Source organism: Lacrimispora amygdalina, from assembly GCF_900205965.1.
Classification (GTDB): Bacteria; Bacillota; Clostridia; order Lachnospirales; family Lachnospiraceae; genus Lacrimispora; species Lacrimispora amygdalina_A.
The window spans coordinates 140200-154283 of sequence record NZ_OAOF01000002.1 but is presented as its reverse complement, the minus strand read 5'-3'; the positions used below and the strand labels follow the sequence as shown (position 1 = coordinate 154283).

14 protein-coding genes and 1 pseudogene are annotated in these 14084 nt (G+C 43.8%); 13 read left to right on the top strand and 2 right to left on the bottom strand.

Annotation, left to right across the window (positions count from 1 at the left end):
- Nucleotides 1-138: 138 nt before the first annotated feature.
- The 4 genes from CRO04_RS03470 to CRO04_RS03455 all read left to right on the top strand — a co-directional run bounded on the left by CRO04_RS03470 (nt 139) and on the right by CRO04_RS03455 (nt 3221).
- On the top strand, nt 139-1131 hold the full coding sequence (locus CRO04_RS03470) for an acyl-CoA thioesterase/BAAT N-terminal domain-containing protein (protein ID WP_166432459.1): 993 nt from the start codon (nt 139-141) through the stop codon (nt 1129-1131).
- A 136-nt stretch (nt 1132-1267) separates the two neighbouring features.
- Complete coding sequence (locus CRO04_RS03465; protein WP_097002836.1) at nt 1268-1579, top strand: DUF3784 domain-containing protein; 312 nt, start codon at nt 1268-1270, stop codon at nt 1577-1579.
- A 171-nt stretch (nt 1580-1750) separates the two neighbouring features.
- On the top strand, nt 1751-2203 hold the full coding sequence (locus tag CRO04_RS03460; protein ID WP_097002835.1) for a MarR family winged helix-turn-helix transcriptional regulator: 453 nt from the start codon (nt 1751-1753) through the stop codon (nt 2201-2203).
- Nucleotide 2204: 1 nt separating this feature from the next.
- Entirely contained in the window at nt 2205-3221 is a 1017-nt protein-coding gene (locus tag CRO04_RS03455) for a pirin family protein (protein ID WP_097002834.1), read from the top strand.
- A gap of 408 nt (nt 3222-3629) precedes the next feature.
- On the opposite strand, the gene CRO04_RS03450 is transcribed toward CRO04_RS03455, so the two are convergent.
- Together CRO04_RS03450 and CRO04_RS03445 are read right to left on the bottom strand one after the other, a co-directional pair.
- The gene (locus tag CRO04_RS03450) at nt 3630-4427 is read right to left on the bottom strand and encodes an ABC transporter permease (protein WP_097002833.1); all 798 of its coding nucleotides are present in this window, start codon (nt 4425-4427) and stop codon (nt 3630-3632) included.
- Entirely contained in the window at nt 4420-5187 is a 768-nt protein-coding gene (locus CRO04_RS03445; RefSeq protein ID WP_097002832.1) for an ABC transporter ATP-binding protein, read from the bottom strand. The genes CRO04_RS03450 and CRO04_RS03445 overlap by 8 nt, the downstream gene beginning before the upstream one ends.
- 265 nt (nt 5188-5452) lie before the next feature.
- On the opposite strand from CRO04_RS03445, the gene rimP reads away from it, so the two are divergent.
- The 9 genes and pseudogenes from rimP (at nt 5453) to CRO04_RS03400 (ending at nt 14077) form a co-directional block, all read left to right on the top strand.
- Entirely contained in the window at nt 5453-5920 is a 468-nt protein-coding gene (rimP, locus tag CRO04_RS03440) for a ribosome maturation factor RimP (RefSeq protein ID WP_097002831.1), read from the top strand.
- A gap of 29 nt (nt 5921-5949) precedes the next feature.
- The gene (nusA, locus tag CRO04_RS03435; RefSeq protein WP_097002830.1) at nt 5950-7107 is read left to right on the top strand and encodes a transcription termination factor NusA; all 1158 of its coding nucleotides are present in this window, start codon (nt 5950-5952) and stop codon (nt 7105-7107) included.
- Between the two features lie 21 nt (nt 7108-7128).
- Nucleotides 7129-7398, top strand: coding sequence for an RNase P modulator RnpM (gene rnpM, locus CRO04_RS03430; protein ID WP_097002829.1), 270 nt, complete (start codon nt 7129-7131; stop codon nt 7396-7398).
- Nucleotides 7391-7720 (top strand): annotated as a pseudogene (locus CRO04_RS03425) (L7Ae/L30e/S12e/Gadd45 family ribosomal protein); the annotation flags it as partial. The gene rnpM and the pseudogene CRO04_RS03425, both read left to right, overlap by 8 nt.
- Nucleotides 7721-7775: 55 nt before the next feature.
- Nucleotides 7776-10790 carry a translation initiation factor IF-2 gene (gene infB / locus CRO04_RS03420; protein WP_097002827.1) on the top strand — a complete coding sequence of 1005 codons (3015 nt, stop codon included), beginning with the start codon at nt 7776-7778 and terminating at the stop codon, nt 10788-10790.
- Between the two features lie 87 nt (nt 10791-10877).
- Nucleotides 10878-11240, top strand: a complete 363-nt coding sequence (gene rbfA, locus CRO04_RS03415; protein WP_097003092.1) for a 30S ribosome-binding factor RbfA — start codon at nt 10878-10880, stop codon at nt 11238-11240.
- Between the two features lie 12 nt (nt 11241-11252).
- Nucleotides 11253-12203, top strand: a complete 951-nt coding sequence (locus tag CRO04_RS03410) for a DHH family phosphoesterase (protein WP_097002826.1) — start codon at nt 11253-11255, stop codon at nt 12201-12203.
- Between the two features lie 12 nt (nt 12204-12215).
- Nucleotides 12216-13121, top strand: coding sequence for a tRNA pseudouridine(55) synthase TruB (truB, locus tag CRO04_RS03405; RefSeq protein ID WP_097002825.1), 906 nt, complete (start codon nt 12216-12218; stop codon nt 13119-13121).
- The gene (locus tag CRO04_RS03400; RefSeq protein ID WP_097002824.1) at nt 13121-14077 is read left to right on the top strand and encodes a bifunctional riboflavin kinase/FAD synthetase; all 957 of its coding nucleotides are present in this window, start codon (nt 13121-13123) and stop codon (nt 14075-14077) included. The genes truB and CRO04_RS03400 overlap by 1 nt, the downstream gene beginning before the upstream one ends.
- The last annotated feature ends 7 nt before the right edge of the window (nt 14078-14084 follow it).

The following is a 14084-nucleotide window of genomic DNA, read 5'->3' as shown; positions in this document are numbered from 1 at the left end:
AATAAGACAGGGTATATTTTGTTGACTTCTTTTTTGATAAAATATAAACTTAAAAAAGATTCATTCCATATAAACAGGAGGTATATCAAGTAAGTGGCTTGATAAAATATCCAGATGAATATAACTATTTTAGGAAGAATGGAAATTGCTGATGAACGACTAAATTTTATTATTTCCGAATTGGTATCAGAGACGGTATGTAACATTGTACTTAAATTACAATATTCCTGGTGTGATGCCTCTTGTAAATCATATGGATTATACAAGACAGATCAAAATGGTATTGTGAATTTAGCAAAAATTGCGCCTATTGAAGGAAATTATAAGGGAATAGATTCTATGGGGCTGTTTGCATCTTGTAAAGAAATGCAACCAGTTAAAAATATACGATATGAAAGGGATTTTACGAGAGAATATATAATATGTAGTTTAACGGTAACTTGTTGTGGAGAGAAGATAGAAAAATCATTTACACGTTATTTCACCAATAAAGAGGTACAATACAAACGGGTTACTACTCCTGTTACAGGACACTACTTTTATCATTCAGATAAAGAGAAAACACAGTCAATTCTTTTGTTGGGCGGTTCAGAAGGAGTTGCAAACCCTATGCTTCCGTTTGCTGCATGTCTGGCTAATAAAGGTTTTAATGTACTTAGTCTTCAGTATTTCAGCCCGGCTGGTGATCCTCAGCCAATAAAAGAACTTCCTGCTTTTTTAAGACTAATTCCAGTTGAATATATAAATGCTGGAATTGATTGGTTATGTAAAATGTCAGGAACGGCTGATGTATCGATTATGGGATTTTCAAGAGGAGCTGAATTGGCGTTATTGACATCGACACTGAATGAAAAGGTAAAAAAAGTGATAGCTGTCTCTCCCTCAGCATATGTCTGGCAGGGAATATATACGATATCCTCAGCGTGGTCATTGGAGAGAATGCCGATACCCTGTTTAGTTGTATCTCCCATTCTGGCGTTCATTGAGTCTATTAAAAATACCATAATCCAAATTTTTAATTTACCTCCGGGTTATTATCTTTCTTATGAATTATCAAGAAATCTGATGCCTGACCGATTTAAAGAAAAGGCACGTATTAAAATAGGAAAACGGAAGCTCATATTTTATTAGTGGCAGGTAAGAAAGATTTTGTTTGGAACAGTGTTGCTTCTGTTAAAATAATAAAAGATACTATGGAAGCGCACCATAAGGGCGAATCAAGGCTTAGAGATTCCGAGAGATTATTTGGATAGAATAGAGGGTGCATATGTTTGAATTGATAATTCTGGTACTGATAGGTTTATTTTTTAGTTTTGTGGGGTGGCGCATCTGGAAAAAAGAGCAGATAACGCTAATACATGATTATCACCATACTAAAGTGATTGAAAAGGACAAGAAACCATACACAGAAAAAATGGGTAAAGCATGTATTGTAATGGGAGGCGGAATGATATTGACAGGTACAGTTGATTATATAACAAATACGTTTTATGGATGGATATTTTTTGGAGTCTGCTTCATCAGTGGTTTAATTATTATGATTTTTGCTCAATTAAAGTATAATGGCGGGCTATTTTAGTAATATTATTTAAGCATAGTGTTAAGAATCCGTTTCCTGGATTAAAAAACTGATCAGAAAATTATTTCAATCCACATTTCCAACATAACATTAATTACATAGATTCGATTGACCGACCTCATAGATAAAATTACAATTGACAATATCACTAATTAGTGATATATTTGAACTATGAAAAAGAACACAATATCTTATGGAAAAGAAAATGACATCAATTTAAAAGCATTTATCGGACTTAGCAGAACAACCCAGGCACTTCACAGAAGAGCGGGTGCCATCTTTAACCAGGGGGGGCTTACCTCAGCACAATTTGCTGTACTGGAGGCATTGTACCACAAAGGCGATTTAACAATTAACGAAATTATTGAGAGTATACTTTCTACCTCCGGCAACATGACGGTGGTAATTAATAACTTAGAAAAAGATTCCATGATAGAAAGACATCCGAATCCCAATGATAAAAGGTCCAGTATTATTGCAATCACACAAAAAGGGAGAGAAAAAATTGAAGAGATTTTCCCCAGGCATGTGGAAGATCTGGCAGAGAGTTTTACCGGACTGAATGAAGCGGAAAAAGAAATGTTAGTGCATCTGTTGAAAAAAGTTAAGACAAGGAGTGAATGAAATGAGTAAAAAGATAAAGACAATTGAAAAAATAGGATTTCAATGGGGAATGGACAGTCCATTTCTGGCAACCATGCATCATCAGGACCAATTCCCGGCAGGGAATGAGGTACAGGGACCTGCAGTTTCTTTAGCAGGAAGAAGAATAGGGAATGATTTTTCCGGGAAAGACGGTTTTAGTATGTATCATGGAGAAAAGGTTCCGGGATTTCCAGTTCACCCCCACCGTGGTTTTGAGACTGTTACGGTTGTACTGGAAGGGCTTGTAGATCATTTTGATTCCAAAGGAGCAGAGGGACGTTATGGAGATGGAGACGTCCAGTGGCTGACTACCGGAGCGGGCTGCCAGCATGTAGAGATGTTTCCGCTGGTTCATCAGGATAAGGAAAATCCCCTTGAATTATTTCAGATCTGGCTGAATTTACCGGCAGCGAGTAAGTTCGCAGAACCCGATTACAAGATGCTATGGGCAGAAGATATTCCAGTGATCAAGCATACAAATGAAAAGGGAAAGACAGCAACCATCCGATTAATTGCCGGAAAATATGAAGACAAAAAAAGTCTGGAGCCAACGAAAAACTCATGGGCAGCAAGGGAAGAAAATCATGTGGGAATCCAGCTTGTGGAACTGGAGCCTGAGGCAGAGTTTCATATTGCTGCAGGTTCTAAGACCCTAAACCGTAACCTGTATTTCTATCAGGGAACCAGTTACATTACTATAGATGGTCAAAATATTGAACCTTCCTCCAGAATCAGGCTTTCAGGCGAAGATTCAATTACAGTGGTAAATGGTGATAAAACCAGTTATATGTTACTGCTGGAAGGGGAACCAATCAATGAACCGGTCGCACAATATGGACCATTTGTAATGAATACCGAACAGGAAATACAAAATGCATATAAGGATTACCAGAATACACAGTTTGGAGGCTGGCCATGGCCTGATGATGAGCCGGTTCATGAAAGAGAGATGGGAAGATTCGCCCGCTATCCGGATGGAACTGTGGTAAAGAGGTAATAGTTGTCAGTGTTCAGGGGATTTTTGGTTTTGATTATCCTTAACTGGGGCATAGGCAAAGACGTATCGGCTGCTATGCCCCAAATAGTATAGAGGGGATCATAAAATTGAAGAAAAGGGGCATACCTAGAAGAAAGATTACATCTATGCCCCGCAAATTCAAAATGGCGGGGCATGAATAAGGACGTAACGGCTGCTATGTCCTCAATAGGATTAGAAAAGGTCGGAAAATTGGATACATGAGGTATAAGAATAAGAAAGAAGTCATCTATACCCCGTAAATATAAATTATGCAGTGCTGCAGGGAACTGGAAATCAGGTATTCCGGATTCAGACAATAATTTAAGGAGTTTTTACCAAATAGAATCCGCCAATTGGTAAAAACTCCTTTTTCATAACGTTATAAATTTAGAAACGAATCTTTTTCTCCAGCAACGAAATCCCCTGATACAAAATAGCAGAAACAATACAAAGAATCACAATACTCATCACAACCAGATCCATCTTAAACACCTGGCTGCCGTAAATAATTAAATATCCCAGTCCTTTATTCGCTGCCAGGAATTCTCCGATAATCACCCCTACCAGACAAAGCCCGATATTCACCTTCATATTACTGATAATAAGGGGGACGGACCCCGGGAGCAGTACTTTTAACAGCACATCTTTTTTCGTTCCGCCCAGTGAATAAATCAGCTTGATCTTATCAGGATCAGTCTGTGAAAATCCGGTATGGAGAGTCATGATGCAGCCAAACACAGCGACAGAGATGGAAGCTACAATAATTGTCTTAACGTTATTCCCCAGCCATACGATTAAAATGGGGGCAAGAGCAGATTTGGGAAGGCTGTTTAACATCACCAGATACGGCTCCAAAACCTCGGATATGCTCCGGCTTGACCAGAGAAGAACTGCAATCAGGAAACCGCACAGGACTACCAGTACGAAGCTGACCAGTGTTTCCATGACGGTGACTCCTATGTGCATAAAGATACTTTTATCCTTTACCATATCAAGAAAGCAGATGGTAACTCTTGATGGGGAGCTGAAAATAAAGTCATTGATAATGCCAAGTCTGGCACATAATTCCCAGACGGAGAGCAGAAGGACCAGCAGCATAAAGCGCCAGACTCTGACGTTTCTGCGGTGTATTTTTTCTTTCTCAATAAATGCCTGCTGGGCCAGGGTAGGATGTGTCTCAATCATGATTCTGCAGCTCCTTCCATACCTGATTAAAATATACGGAAAACTCCGGCATATTTCTGCGGTCCAGAGGCCGTATGTTCTCACCGCCGAATGAGGTGGGAACAATTGCCTTAATTCTGCCAGGCCTTTTCGTCAGAACTATTACCCGGTCGGCAACACTGATCGCCTCTGATAAGTCATGAGTAATTAAAATAGCAGTTTTACGAGTGCTTTTTATAATGGTGCTGATATCGTCACAGACAGACAGCCTGGTCTGATAGTCCAATGCGGAAAATGGTTCATCTAATAAAAGAAGGTCCGGCTCCAGTGCCAGTGTGCGGACCAGTGCAGCACGCTGGCGCATACCGCCGGACAGTTCAGACGGTCTTGCATTTTCGAAACTGCCAAGACCGTAAGTATGAAGCATGTGATGCAGCTTTTCTCTGGAGCAGCTGTTTTTTTTATTCTGGATTTCCAGTCCAAGTTCTGCGTTTCCCATAATTGTGCGCCATTCAAAGAGATGGTCACGCTGCAGCATGTAACCGATATTAACCTCCGATTCGTCTTTAGGAACACCATCTATTAAGATCTTTCCCTCATCGGGAATCAGCAGTCCGCATAAAAGTGATAACAGGGTTGATTTCCCACAGCCGGAGGGACCGACTACAGCAAGGAATTCCCCGTTTTCAGCAGTAAAAGATATATTGGAAAGGGCCAGTGTCTCACCCTCAAGGGAATGATAGGAGTAACTGAGCCCGGAAACTTCCAGTTTTGGTTTCATGGGTCCTCCTTATTTGACAGAATTAACTCTGATATAGTGTTATAATATGTACAATAAAAGGGAGTGTGAAGAAAACTTTGTCCTCACCAGTAGGGAAACAATTTCAGAAATTCAAATAATAGTTGGAAAAATCAGAAAAAATGAGAAAAACTCTTGCAATACCAGGAAAAGGGTGTTATACTATTCAAGATAACAAGCATGTTTGACGGATAGAGAGTGGGCGCAAGTCCACTCTTTCAATTTTGTTTGGAAAGGTGGGAAGAAAATGGCTAAAAGAGAAGAGTATGAGGCAAAAACAGAAAGCTTTTTAATGCCCCTTATGAAAGAGAACGATTTTGAACTGGTTGACGTGGAATATGTAAAAGAAGCAGGAAACTGGTATTTACGGGCTTATATTGATAAAGAAGGCGGAATTACAGTTGACGACTGTGAAATCATAAGCAGGAAGCTGGGAGACTGGCTGGATGAAAAGGATTTTATTGCAGACAGCTATATTCTGGAGGTCAGTTCCCCGGGACTTGGCAGACCCTTAAAAAAAGATAAGGACTATGATAGAAGCATTGGTAAAGATGTGGACATTAAGCTGTATAAGCCTTTGAACAAACAAAAGGACTTCACTGGAACGCTGATATCCTATGACAAGGACACTGTGACCATTGCCCAGGAAGATGGAACAGAGCTTACGCTCAACCGACCGGAGATCGCACTCATCCGGCTGGCATTTGATTTCTAAACAGTAAGAGATATTAGGAGGATAAAAAAATGAATAAGGAACTGTTAGAAGCACTGAATATTCTGGAAAAGGAGAACAGTATCAGCAAGGAGACTCTGTTGGAAGCCATTGAGAATTCTCTCCTTACGGCGTGCAAAAACCACTTTGGAAAAGCGGATAATATTAAAGTCAGCATCAACCGTGATACCTGTGATTTTAACGTTATCGCAGAAAAAGAAGTGGTGGAGACAGTTGAAGATCCTCTGTTGCAGATCAGCCTGGCAGAAGCGAAGATGACAGATCCCAAATACGATATCGGAGATGTGATTCATTGTCCTATAGACTCGAAAAAGTTCGGAAGAATTGCCACACAGAATGCGAAAAACGTGATTCTGCAGAAGATCCGTGAGGAAGGCAGAAAATCACTGTATAACGACTGGTACTGCCAGGAACGGGAAGTTGTTACCGGAATTGTGCAGAGATATCTGGGAAGAAACGTCAGCATCAATTTAGGCAAGGTAGACGCCATTTTAAATGAAACAGAGATGGTGAAGGGGGAAGTATTCAAGGCAACGGAACGAATCAAGGTTTTTGTGCTGGAAGTAAAGGATACTCCCAAGGGACCGAGAATTTCCGTGTCCAGGACACACCCGGACCTGGTGAAACGCCTGTTTGAGTCTGAGGTTACAGAAGTCAAAGACGGTACGGTGGAGATTAAGGCAATCGCAAGAGAAGCCGGCTCCAGAACCAAGATCGCCGTTAAATCCAACGATTCCAATGTTGATCCGGTAGGCGCATGCGTTGGATTAAACGGAGCAAGAGTGAATTCCATCGTGAATGAGCTGAGGGGAGAGAAAATTGATATTATCAACTGGGATGATAACCCGGCGTACTTAATTGAGAATGCACTTAGTCCTGCAAAGGTCATCTGCGTTGTGGCTGATGAGGAATCCAAAGAGGCACAGGTGATCGTACCGGATTACCAGCTGTCACTGGCAATCGGCAAGGAAGGCCAGAATGCAAGACTTGCAGCACGGCTTACCGGATATAAGATTGATATCAAGAGTGAAACACAGGCAAGAGAGCTGGGGCTATTTGAAGAGCTTGGCCTTGAATATCAGGACAGTGCTAACACCAGCGAAGCTTACGAGGAAGAGTATCAAAACGAATATCAGCCGGAAGAGACCGAAGGCAGCTTTCAGGAATAATGATTAGGATGTGATGGAGACGTGAGCACAAAAAAGGTACCGCAAAGACAGTGTATCGGTTGCGGTGAGATGAAAAATAAAAAAGAGATGATACGTGTTTTAAAAACTTCAGAAGACAGTTTTGTTCTTGACGGAACCGGACGAAAGAATGGACGGGGAGCATATTTATGCCCATCTATGGAATGCTTTAAAAAAGCAGTAAAGAGCAAGGGGCTGGAGCGTTCGTTTAAAATGCCGATTCCAAAAGAAGTTTACGAAGCGTTGGAAAGGGAGATGGAGCAGTTTGGATAACAGACAGAAAATCCTGAATCTGATCGGCCTGGCGACGAAAGCCGGGAAGATCTCGAGCGGAGAGTTCATGACTGAGAAATCCGTTAAGGCAGGAAAAGCATCGTTAGTGATCGTTTCTGAGGAAGCCTCAGACAATACAAGAAAGATGTTTACCAATATGTGTACTTACTATAAGGTACCGATGTACTTCTTTGCGGCAAAAGAAGAACTGGGTCACGCTATGGGTAAGGAGATGAGGGCGTCTCTTGCTGTTGTGGATCATGGGTTTGCAAAGGCAATCGAGAAACTAATGAATACAAATGCAGGTAGTCAGTGTGAGAATGATCCTTCACATCTACCGGTATGTGCTGCAGAATGTGCACAGAATGGAGGAAAGCATGAGAGTATATGATCTGGCAAAAGAACTGGGAAAAGACACGAGTAAGGAGATACTGGATATATTGGAAAAACATAACATAAATTTAAAGAGTTCTTCAAACATCACCGATGAACAGGCAGCAATTGTGAAAAAGGAAGTAGGGGGCAGCAGGGGAACCTCACCTGCACGTTCTGAAGCAGCGGACAGTGATGATTCAGAAGCACCAAAGAAAAAAATAGCGGCTGTATTCAGACCACAGAATGCACAGATGAAACCGCAGGGTCAGGGATCCTCAAGACCGCAGCAGAACTCTGACGGATCTTCAAGAGATCATAGTACTGGAAGCCGGGAAGACAGACCGCAGGGCCAGGGTGGCTACCAGGGAAACAGACCGCAGGGTCAGGGTGGCTACCAGGGAAACAGACCACAGGGCCAGGGCGGCTACCAGGGAAACCGAGACGGAAGACCACAGGGTCAGGGTGGCTACCAGGGAAACAGACCACAGGGCCAGGGCGGCTACCAGGGAAACCGTGACGGAAGACCGCAGGGTCAGGGAGGTTATCAGGGAAACAGACCGCAGGGCGGCTATCAGGGAAATCGTGATGGAAGACCACAGGGTCAGGGAGGTTACCAGGGAAACCGTGACGGAAGACCACAGGGTCAGGGCGGCTACCAGGGAAACAGACCGCAGGGCCAGGGCGGCTATCAGGGAAACCGCGACGGAAGACCACAGGGTCAGGGCGGTTACCAGGGAAACAGACCGCAGGGTCAGGGCGGCTATCAGGGAAACAGACCGCAGGGCCAGGGAGGTTACCAGGGAAACAGACCGCAGGGCCAGGGCGGCTACCAGGGAAACAGACCGCAGGGTCAGGGTGGCTACCAGGGAAACAGACCGCAGGGCCAGGGCGGCTACCAGGGAAACAGACCGCAGGGTCAGGGCGGCTACCAGGGAAACAGACCGCAGGGCCAGGGAGGTTACCAGGGAAACAGACCACAGGGTCAGGGGTATGGAAGACCGCAGGGTGGTTATCAGAATGACAAAGATAGTGATTACCGCAGTGGAAGACCCCAGGGAGCACGTACCAGCAGAGACGGAGCACCTAAAAGTTTTGATACTCCGATTCAGGCAAAGCCTACCAGTAACAGAGCTACGAAGAATAACTATAAAAATGGCCGGTTTGATAAGAGAGACAAAGATGACGTCAGCAAGGGAAGAACAGCAGCAAAGGGTGGAAAAGCCCCGATTCTGCCGCCGGTTCATGTAGAACCTAAAGTTGAGGAAATCAAGACCATTATCGTACCTGAGATTCTAACCATAAAAGAGCTGGCAGAAAAGATGAAACTTCAGCCTTCCGCCATCGTAAAGAAGCTGTTTTTAAAGGGCAAGATTGTTACCCTCAACACAGAAATCGACTTTGCTCAGGCAGAAGAGATCGCGATGGAATATGAAGTTCTCTGTGAGAAGGAAATTAAGATCGATGTGATTGAAGAGCTTCTCAAGGAAGAGGAAGAAGATGAGAAAGATATGGTTTCCAGACCGCCGGTTGTCTGCGTTATGGGCCATGTTGACCACGGTAAAACTTCTCTTCTTGATGCAATCCGGCAGAGCAATGTCACCTCCAGAGAGGCAGGCGGTATTACCCAGCATATCGGTGCTTATACGGTGGAGGTCAGTGGTCAGAAGATCACATTCCTTGATACACCGGGTCATGAAGCATTTACAGCCATGCGTATGAGAGGAGCCCAGTCTACCGATATCGCCATTCTGGTTGTAGCGGCAGATGACGGTGTAATGCCTCAGACAATCGAGGCAATCAACCATGCAAAGGCAGCAGAGGTAGAGATCATTGTTGCCATCAATAAGATTGATAAGCCGAGTGCAAACCTTGACCGTGTTAAGCAGGAGCTTTCTGAGTACGAACTGATTCCGGAAGACTGGGGCGGAAGTACCGTATGTGTTCCTGTATCCGCACATACAAAAGACGGAATTAAAGAACTTCTGGAGATGATTCTTCTTACTGCAGAAGTGAAAGAATTAAAAGCTAATCCAAACCGCCGGGCAAGAGGTCTCATCATTGAGGCAGAGCTTGATAAGGGCAAGGGACCGGTTGCCACCGTACTGGTGCAGAAGGGTACGCTTCATGTAGGCGACACCGTTACTGCAGGCTCCTGTTTCGGAAAAGTCCGTGCCATGATGGATGATAAGGGACGGAGAGTAAAAGAGGCAGGTCCATCTACTCCGGTAGAGATCCTGGGCTTAAACGATGTTCCGGGTGCAGGTGATGTTCTGATCGGTACAGAGAATGAGAAGGAAGCAAGAAACTTTGCGGAAACATTTATCTCTGAAGGAAAGAACCGTCTGTTAGAAGATACAAAAGCGAAGCTTTCACTGGATGACTTATTTACCCAGATTAAAGCTGGTAATGTAAAAGAGCTTCCTCTGATTATTAAAGCAGATGTTCAGGGTTCTGTAGAAGCAGTAAAACAGAGTCTTGTGAAACTGTCCAATGAGGAAGTAATGGTTAAGGTGATTCATGGCGGAGTTGGTGCCATCAATGAATCCGACGTTGCCCTGGCTTCTGCTTCCAATGCTATTATCATCGGTTTCAATGTGAGACCTGATGTTACGGCAAAATCAATTGCAGACAGGGAAAAAGTAGATTTAAGACTTTACAAGGTAATTTATCAGGCCATCGAAGATGTGGAATCTGCCATGAAGGGTATGTTAGATCCTGTCTTTGAAGAGAAGATCATCGGTCACGCAGTTGTCCGTCAGACCTTTAAGGCATCCGGCGTCGGTACCATCGCTGGTTCCTACGTAATGGACGGTAAATTCCAGAGAGGCTGTAGCGTCCGCATCACCCGTCAGGGAGCGCAGATCTATGATGGACCTCTTGCATCCCTAAAGAGATTTAAGGATGATGTAAAAGAAGTTGCAACTGGATATGAGTGCGGCCTTGTATTTGAGAAATTTAATGATATTATGGAAGATGACATGATTGAAGCATATGCCATGGTGGAGGTTCCGCGCTAGGAACTCTTCCCCTGAACGTTCAAAAGATGAGCCCGTTTTACCGGGCTGGTCTTTTTGAATATGCGGGCAGACAGCGAAAGGAATAAGATGCGTAAAAACAGTATAAAGAATACCAGAATCAATATGGAAGTGCAGAAAGAATTAAGCCAGATCATCCGTCTGGAAATCAAGGACCCCAGAATTCACCCAATGACAACCGTAGTTGCAGTTGAGGTGACTCCGGATTTAAAATTCTGTAAGGCATATATCAGTATTCTGGGCGATGAAGAAGCAGGAAAAGCAACAATTGAAGGACTGAAAAGTGCAGAAGGCTATATCCGCCGGGAGCTTGCCCGGAGAGTGAATCTTCGCAATACACCCGAAATTAAGTTTATACTGGACCAGTCCATTGAATATGGAGTGAATATGTCCAGACTCATTGACGAGGTTACGAAAGACATCAAAGAGTAAGGAGGTGCCATTATGAGTTTCCTTGAAGCATTTCTCAAAGATGTGAAGAACGTGGCAATTCTTGGCCATGTGAGACCGGATGGGGACTGTGTAGGTTCCTGTCTGGCAGTTTATAATTATCTGGAAGAAAATTGTCCGGAGATTGACGCAGTGGTTTATTTAGAGAAGCCCTCCGTTAAATTTGCATATTTAAAATATATTGACCGCATTGTCAGCGATTTTGGCACAGACCAGAGCTATGATCTTTGTATCTGCTTAGACAGCAGTGATACGCTTCGTTTTGGCGAGGCGGTCAAATACTTAAACGCAGCGAAGAAAAGTCTGTGTGTAGATCACCATATCACCAACACCGGATATGGAACGGAAAATGTAGTCAAAGGGGAGGCAAGCTCTACCTGCGAGGTACTATTTGGTCTTCTTGATGAGAATAAGATCAGTAAAGCGGTGGCTGAATGCATCTATACCGGAATTATCCATGATACCGGTGTATTCAAATACGACTGTACCTCTGCAAAAACCATGGAAATTGCAGGAAAGATGATGGAAAAGGGAATTAACTATTCAAGCATCATCGATGACAGCTTTTACAGGAAAACCTATATACAGAACCAGATTTTAGGTAGAGCCCTGCTAGAAAGCATCACATTTCATGGCGGCAGATGCATTTTCAGTGCCATCAGCAAAAAAGACATGGATTTCTATGGAGTCGGCAGCGGCGATATGGATGGAATCATTGACCAGCTAAGAATTACAGAAGGTGTGGAGTGTGCGATTTTCATGTATGAGACTGCATGCAGGGAATATAAGGTGAGTCTGCGTTCCACTACAGACCTTGATGTAAGTAAAATTGCCGTCTATTTCGGCGGGGGCGGACATAAAAAAGCGGCCGGCTGTACCATGACAGGTAATATTCACGATGTGATCAACAATCTGTCGGATCAGATATCGAGGCAGCTTAATTAGGAGATACAAGCAATGGCAGACGGCATTATTAATGTATATAAAGAAAAAGGTTTTACCTCTCATGACGTTGTGGCGAAAATGAGAGGTATTTTAAAACAGAAAAAAATAGGTCATACAGGGACACTGGATCCAATGGCAGAAGGAGTTCTTCCTGTCTGTCTGGGAAAGGCTACCAAACTGTGTGACATGTTGACAGATAAAACAAAGACTTATGAGGCGGTGCTGCTTCTTGGGATGGTAACCGATACCCAGGACACCACAGGAACTATTCTAAATACATGTCTGGTAGAGGCGGGGGATGAAGAGGTGAAAGCTGCAGTCATGAGCTTTCTGGGACACTATGACCAGGTTCCTCCCATGTATTCGGCATTAAAAGTGGATGGAAAGAAGCTTTATGAGCTGGCAAGAGCAGGAAAAGAGATAGAACGGAAGGCCAGACCTGTGGAGATCTATGATATCCGCATAGAACGGATGGAGCTTCCCAGAGTCACCATTACAGTCAGCTGTTCCAAAGGCACCTATATCCGAACACTCTGTCATGATATTGGTGAGAAACTGGGGTGCGGAGGCTGTATGGAATCTCTTTTAAGAACCCGGGTATCAGATTTTTATGTGAAAGACAGCCTTACACTTTCCCGGATTGAACAATTACGGGACGAAGGAAGCCTGGGAGAACATATTCTTGCAGTGGACAAGGTGTTTTCCTCCTATCCGCAGCTGGTAATGAAAGAGGAGTTTGACAAACTGGTTCACAACGGCAATCCATTTATGCAAAATCAGGCAGAAGGTGAATATACCATGTCCGACGGTCCTGTCCGTGTTTATGACAGCAGTATGGAGTTTATCGGGATCTATGAACCCAACAGGGAACGGAATCTTTTAAAGCCTCAGAAAGTTTTTCTGGGAGGAAGCAGATAATGGAATATATTGCAGGAACCAGAGAGTTTCAGATCAAAGAGCCTGCTGTGGTGACCCTGGGGAAATTTGACGGACGTCACAGAGGTCACAAAAAGCTGCTTGGTCGGATGCTGGAAATCAGGAAGGAGACAGGCTGTAAGACAGCAGTCTTTACCTTTGACATGTCTCCAGGTACGCTAGTCAATGGGATTGCCCAGAAGGTGATTACCACCAATCTGGAGAGAAAGAATAATCTGGAGAGAGCGGGGATTGATTATCTGGTAGAATATCCCTTTACAGAGGAAACTGCCAGAATGGAACCTGAGGAATTTGTAAAACGGATTCTGTCCGGCCAGATGAATGCCAGAACCATTGTAGTAGGAACAGACTGTTCCTTCGGATATAAAGGTGCCGGAAATGCAGCGCTTTTGGAACAGTTAAAGGACCGGTATGGCTATGAGCTGATCGTGATTCCAAAGGAGCAGGACGAGCACCGGGACATCAGCAGTACTTATATCAGAGAGCAGCTGGATCTTGGCAACATGGAAAAAGCCAATGAACTGCTGGGAGAACCCTATGCCATCCATGGAGAGGTAGTACACGGCAATCATATCGGAGGAGCGGTTCTGGGTTTCCCAACCGCCAACATCCTTCCGCCGCCACAAAAACATCTGCCCCTTTTTGGCGTTTATATATCCCGGGTGTATGTTGACGGCACCTATTACGGGGGAATCACCAATATCGGAAGAAAGCCGACTGTTAAGGGGGAATCACCCGTTGGTGCAGAAACTTACATTTTTGGTATAAATCAGGATATTTATGGAAAGACTATAGAGGTACAGCTTTTGCACTTCATCCGTCCGGAGCGGAAATTTGAGGGGCTTGAGCAGTTAAAAGAACAGATACGAAAAGACAGGGAACAGGGATTAGAATATTTAAAGAACCTGCCGGAAAAAGTAATCACTCAGTTGCAGTAGGAAAGGG